Below are 3,052 nucleotides of genomic sequence, written 5' to 3'. Positions count from 1 at the left end.
ACAAACGCCGCAGTTGTAAGCGATAACAGAGTCCTGATTGTTTGTCTGTGTCAGGTAGGTACTGAATTTTGTAAATGCTTCCTGGTAATTTTTGGCTTCGAGTGCTGCCTTTCCTTCGTTAATTAGATTTCCAGGTTCTGTAGTTTGCGCAAAAAAGTTAGTTGCTGCACAACACAGCGCAATGGATAACAAAAATTTTTTCATGTGCTTTAAATTTTAAAAGTTGATATCCCAAAATTAGTGTTCATAGCTATAGGAGCAAAACCATTTTAACTTTTTTGTAGTTTTTAGGACAGCTGTAACAAATGTTATTTTACGTAAATTTCAAGGGGGACTATCTAGAGACCAACAGCATGAGAAAAACAAATTGTGCACATGATCAAAATAGATTATATTTAGAATGAAAATAAATCATACAGAAAAATCCCCGTATTCTACAGAATTACCCTAATTAATGAAACAGAAAAGTCGCAAATGCTTATTTATTAGCGATTTGCGACTTTTCTTCTGTGATTCCGTTGCGATTCGAACGCAAGACCCACGCCTTAGAAGGGCGTTGCTCTATCCAGCTGAGCTACGGAACCATCCTTAATTGCGGTGCAAAGGTACGCTTTTCTGTGAAATTTGCAAAGATTTTACGCAGAAAATATTTTGTAAACAGATGCTTTTATATCCGATTAGATGTTATAATCCTAATGGTAAACCAGTTACATACCATAAAATAAATAACAAAGTCCAGGCTAATAATATATATAGAGAGTATCTCCATGTATATTTCAGTAATGAACCATAGGTCGCTTGCTTATCATATTGCTGCATGTAAGTAAGGATAAGAGGCATGTAGAACATGAAAGGAGTGATGGCATTGGTGGCACTGTCGCCAATACGAAAAGCGCATTGCACCATATCCGGAGAAATCCCCATATTGGCAAAGAACGGAACAAAGATGAAGGACATGAAAGTCCACTTGGCAGTGGCAGAAACCATAATAAGGTTCACAAGTGCTGTAAAGAGAATAAATAGAATGAGTATCCATAAACTCCCAAGATGGATGGACGAAAGCATGTCCGCTCCCATAATGGCTATACATTTATCCAAATGAGAATACTCGAAACACGCAAACATCTGAGCAGCAAAGAAAGCGATAACAAAGTAAACACCCAACAATTTCATAGGTTGAGTTAGCCCTTCAATCACATCTCCATCTGTACGATAACGGCCGGAAGCAAAGCCATAAACCATCCCCATAAGCCCGATACCAAAAGAAAGCAGAAACAGAATGCCCTCTATAAAAGGAGAACGGATCAGACCACCATTCACACTACGCAAAATACCCCATGAAGAGAAAGTAGCCCAAAGAATCACGGTTGTATAAATCACCCCGATAGATACTGCACCTATCATAGCACGACGCTCTTTGCGGGATAATTGCTTATAACCATTGAAACGAATATGACCGGCATATTCCCCCAAAGCCGGAAGAAGATTACGACGGGTTACCTGATAAATAATAAAAGCCAGCAAAAAAGTAGATGCAAACAAGAAATAGTAATTGCATAAAGGCCCTGTATTTCCAGGTGACACATTTGCCATGTCCGCAGCTTCTTGGGTAGTGGCAGCAAGCATAGGATCCAAAGTACTCAGCATCAAGTTAGCGCTATACCCACACGAAACAGAAACGTATGCCGTAATAATACCTGCAACCGGATGCAGCCCGACCGAATGGAATAAAGTTGCTGCAATCGGTAAAAGAATTATGTATCCGGCATCACCTACTACATTGGAAAGCAATCCCAAGAAAATAACCAGTATCACCATGCGCCATGGATTATGCTTACGACGTGCCCCACCGCGGATACAAGCATCTATAAAACCTGAATGTTGTGCTACCCCGATACCAAACATAGCCACAATTACTAAGCCCAGCGGAGCAAACCCCGTGAAATTAGTAACCACATGCCGCAACAGCCAACGAACACCTTCCGGACTAAGCAAACTTTGTACCCGTATCTCCTCCCCTGTTTGCGGTTGAAACACGCTCAGGCCGTAAATGTCAAATATCCATGATAAGACAATGACAGCCAGCGTCAACAAGAGAAACATTGTTGCCGGATGCGGTAAACGCCATTTGCTATTCATCATCTGCTTCCAGATTATCTATATCAAGAATACGGAGTTCCAAAGCACGCACAACCAGACGGGTTGCATTCACTCCTACCCGCTCTCCTTGTGGAAACAGACGGTTTACCAAATCATTCTGACGCTTTTCCAGAGATTTAACTCCAAAAGGCATACCTTTCAGGTTAGCAATCATATCTTTGGTATACCCCAATGCCAGATGGCGTAGGAAACGTTCGTCATACTCATCGATATCATAACTGATAACCGCTTCCTGACGTTTGGCATCATTCGCAACAGATTGCTTGAAACGGTCTACAATTTTTTCCAGAATAGGATAATTAAAAACCAGCTTCTTTCCATCCATTACTGCCTGTACATCTGTTTTCGTAAGCAGCTCACCTGTTTTCAAAATAATACCGTCAGCACCCGCATTCAGAACATCCACCCAAAGCTTTTCATTCAGAATTTCTCCGGTAAATATGAGTACGTGTACTCCTGGATAGCGCTTAAATATATTCCGGCAGATATCCACACCAATAGTAGTAGAACCACCCAGCCCTAAATCCAGCAATACCAAGTCAGGAACTCCAGCTTCTATCAATGTCCAGAATTCACTTTCGGTCATAGCCGTACCGATAACTTCTGCGTTGGGTATTTCATGGCGGAAGATTTCTTCCGTTCCTTTCAGTTCAAGCTTGACGTCTTCTACAATAATTACTTTGAATTTCTTGTCTTCCATATTCTTTAATTTTATTTTCTTCTCGGTATCGTGAAATAAACTGTAAATCCACTATTCTCAGCCGGTTCAGCATTGATGCGACAGCCACGTTTTCCGGCAAACTCGTCATGGTCGCGAATAATCTGCTTGCAGACGAGATACTCCGTACCTCGCAACTCTCCTTTTTCTCCTGTTGCCGTCATACGTTCCAGG

The 3,052-nt window shown here is 41.3% G+C and carries 3 protein-coding genes, 1 tRNA gene and 1 pseudogene; all 5 read right to left on the bottom strand.

What is annotated here, in order from left to right; translation table 11 throughout:
• A pseudogene (locus BACCELL_RS26190) lies at positions 1-204 on the bottom strand (tetratricopeptide repeat protein); the annotation flags it as partial.
• 306 nt (positions 205-510) lie between these two features.
• Positions 511-584: transfer RNA gene (locus tag BACCELL_RS20830), tRNA-Arg, on the bottom strand.
• A 100-nt stretch (positions 585-684) separates the two neighbouring features.
• Positions 685-2,139, bottom strand: a complete 1,455-nt coding sequence (locus BACCELL_RS20825) for an AbgT family transporter (protein ID WP_029427959.1) — start codon at positions 2,137-2,139, stop codon at positions 685-687.
• Positions 2,132-2,860 carry a DUF5932 domain-containing protein gene (locus BACCELL_RS20820; RefSeq protein WP_007214038.1) on the bottom strand — a complete coding sequence of 243 codons (729 nt, stop codon included), beginning with the start codon at positions 2,858-2,860 and terminating at the stop codon, positions 2,132-2,134. Before BACCELL_RS20820 ends, BACCELL_RS20825 begins: the two co-directional genes overlap by 8 nt.
• Positions 2,861-2,871: 11 nt before the next feature.
• The coding region (locus BACCELL_RS27005) for a hypothetical protein (protein ID WP_169309609.1) at positions 2,872-3,052 on the bottom strand (181 nt) is incomplete at its 5' end.

The organism is Bacteroides cellulosilyticus DSM 14838 (genome assembly GCF_000158035.1).
In the GTDB taxonomy this organism is placed as follows: domain Bacteria; phylum Bacteroidota; class Bacteroidia; order Bacteroidales; family Bacteroidaceae; genus Bacteroides; species Bacteroides cellulosilyticus.
Note: the sequence above shows the minus strand (reverse complement) of the source record. Positions and strands in the feature narration are given on the sequence as shown.

Bases quoted from the DNA above. Each gene is read 5' to 3' on its own strand.
- BACCELL_RS20825 (WP_029427959.1), bottom strand. From the start codon at position 2,139: ATGAATAGCAAATGGCGTTTACCGCATCCGGCAACAATGTTTCTCTTG.
- BACCELL_RS20820 (WP_007214038.1), bottom strand. From the start codon at position 2,860: ATGGAAGACAAGAAATTCAAAGTAATTATTGTAGAAGACGTCAAGCTT.